Below are 2,156 nucleotides of genomic sequence, written 5' to 3'. Positions count from 1 at the left end.
ATAAAGCGTGGGCCTATACGTTCGGCTTAGACGTTTCGGGGTTGGATCCATTGAGGACGGCCGGCGACCGCGCCGGACTTCGCGCCGAATTGCAACGCTTACACACGGAACGCATCAATAGGCTACAACAATGGATGGCCGCCCGTAACGAGGTGGAAGACTTCGCAGACAAGGCGGTAGGCTTCCCGGACATAGTGAAGGAAATAGAAGCCGCCCTTAACGCCAACGACGTAAAGACTAACAACTACTACGGCGACTGCATTAGCCGCCTTAAAGCCTTCTTCGCGTCGCTACCCGCCAAGTTAGCAGCCGCAAAAGCCAAGAAGGGCAGCTATTCCGCGAATATGCCCGCCGAGTTGGAAAAGGGTAAGGCATATTTAGGCGACGCCGACCACGAATTTAGTAAGGACTTCTTCGACCTTCTCAAACGGAAGGTTAAGTTAGAGATACACAACAGCACCGGGCGCAGTTACGAAAGTGGCGGCAACTTAGTCGTAGTCTATACGAAAGGACGTAACGAAGTTTCGCCGTGGCACCGCGTATCCGTTATTTACCATGAGTTCGGCCACGCCATAGCCGACCAACGGAATTTATTGTTTGCGAAGGAAGTTACAGACCTCCGCGACGCACAGACCAAGCGGCTACGCACCCGCGAAAAGACGACCTATTACACGACGGAAAGGGTATGGAACTATAAAACGGGGAAGTACGAGGTTCAGAAGGTCAAGCACGAAGTAAACCAAATGCGTATAATAACGCTGTCGGCTAAGATAAAAAACATTTACGAGCGAATACGGACTAAGGACAAAGACGACCCGATATTTAAGCGTTACGGCATTTCAAAGCCGGATGCGTTGGAGCAGTTCGGCGGACTTATGGACACGTTGCGAAGTTTGGTAAACCGCGACGACGTAGGCTGGGGTCATTCCGTTAGTTACTTCAAGAGTTACGGCATGAAACAACACGAATATTTAGCCCACGCCTTTGAAAATGCATTTATAGGAAACCGCGTATTCCAGTTGTTGATGCCAACCGAATACGCGGAAATGGTAGCGTTAGCGAAGTCGTTTAAGACACCCTAACGAATAGGAACGAGGTATAAGCCGCCGTCCATAATAGAACCTACGAGCTTCGCGCCCGTGGGTTCTTTTTCTCCTACGCCGGGATATACAGGAAGAAGCCGGGCTTTACCTTCCAAGCATTGCCGGAGAATAGCCCCGTTCTTTTCGGCGTCCGGTTCGGCATATTCAAGAAGCCGCACGACGTCTATATATTCCGCCGGGGCGTCGGAATTAAGGAAGCCTTCGACAAGGACGTTATCGGGAACGACGGTAACAGGCTGTTTGCCCTTCGTGGTATTGATACGCGGTATTTTCATAGCCTTTGTTATTTGGAGTTAAACGGAGCATAGCCCGAAGGAATAAAACCTATTCCGAAGGTATTGCTTTCGGGGTGGAAGTCGTAGCCGATACAGGCGGCCCCGGCTAAAACGTCCGGCTTCCCGTTCAGTTCCTCGGAAGGAAGCGGCGCACCTTCGACGGGTGGGAATAGTTCAGTAACAACCCGGTCAAGTCTACGTAGTGCATCACGCCGGGCGCGTCCGTGGGAGTTCTTAACGTCGCACAGGGCAATAGTAACGCGCCCTTCATTGGTGGGAGCGTAGCGCGCTACCAAGTCGTCAAGCATAGGCTCGACGGAACGGGAAACTTCCGCCATTGCGTCCCGGAGTACCGGGGAATACGGGAACGGTAGCGGTTGGAAGGCGGGGGCTAAGGGCTTAGGCATTTTGTTTATATTTGGCTTCAATTTCAACTCCTTTAATACGACAGTCCACGACGTCGCCGGAATTAGCAAGGGCGGGCTGTACTTCAACGGCAACCGCTATTTTTACGTCCGTGGCATACGACCCGGCGAAGTTCTTAACGGCTTCCGTTATGTTGTGTTCAAATTCCGCCTTCTTCATAAAGAACGCTTCGGCGGGGGTTAATTGTTTTTCTTCCATTGTGGCAAAGTGTTGTTTATTCGCCACAAAGTTAGCACAATAACGCGGGGCTTCCAAATCAGACCCGACCGCCTGACGGGAATACGATACCCACGGAGTTACAGCCGTAAGCGTATAACGTGGAACGGACGTAACTAATTGTTACCAACCGAAA

At 51.5% G+C, this 2,156-nt stretch carries 4 protein-coding genes; 1 reads left to right on the top strand and 3 read right to left on the bottom strand.

Going from position 1 to position 2,156, the window contains the following annotated elements; genetic code table 11:
* Positions 1 to 1,082 (top strand): hypothetical protein (locus tag C5O24_RS14160; protein ID WP_161553910.1); only part of this gene is annotated, 1,082 nt, incomplete at its 5' end.
* Here the strand turns inward: C5O24_RS14160 and C5O24_RS12800 are convergent.
* The 3 genes from C5O24_RS12800 to C5O24_RS12790 form a co-directional block, all read right to left on the bottom strand.
* Positions 1,079 to 1,378, bottom strand: a complete 300-nt coding sequence (locus C5O24_RS12800) for a hypothetical protein (protein WP_107681939.1) — start codon at positions 1,376 to 1,378, stop codon at positions 1,079 to 1,081. The genes C5O24_RS14160 and C5O24_RS12800 overlap by 4 nt on opposite strands.
* Before the next feature lie 8 nt (positions 1,379 to 1,386).
* Positions 1,387 to 1,716 (bottom strand): hypothetical protein, encoded by a 330-nt coding sequence (locus C5O24_RS12795; RefSeq protein ID WP_133165596.1) that lies wholly within the window; start codon positions 1,714 to 1,716, stop codon positions 1,387 to 1,389.
* A gap of 61 nt (positions 1,717 to 1,777) precedes the next feature.
* The gene (locus C5O24_RS12790; protein WP_107681937.1) at positions 1,778 to 2,002 is read right to left on the bottom strand and encodes a hypothetical protein; all 225 of its coding nucleotides are present in this window, start codon (positions 2,000 to 2,002) and stop codon (positions 1,778 to 1,780) included.
* Positions 2,003 to 2,156: the final 154 nt, after the last annotated feature.

It is taken from the genome of Paramuribaculum intestinale, assembly GCF_003024925.1.
GTDB lineage: Bacteria > Bacteroidota > Bacteroidia > Bacteroidales > Muribaculaceae > Paramuribaculum > Paramuribaculum intestinale.
This window is presented reverse-complemented; position numbering and strand designations above follow the sequence as displayed.

Excerpts from the sequence above, each read along its gene's own strand:
- C5O24_RS12800 (WP_107681939.1), bottom strand. The coding sequence starts at position 1,378 with ATGAAAATACCGCGTATCAATACCACGAAGGGCAAACAGCCTGTTACC.
- C5O24_RS12795 (WP_133165596.1), bottom strand. The coding sequence starts at position 1,716 with ATGGCGGAAGTTTCCCGTTCCGTCGAGCCTATGCTTGACGACTTGGTA.
- C5O24_RS12790 (WP_107681937.1), bottom strand. The coding sequence starts at position 2,002 with ATGGAAGAAAAACAATTAACCCCCGCCGAAGCGTTCTTTATGAAGAAG.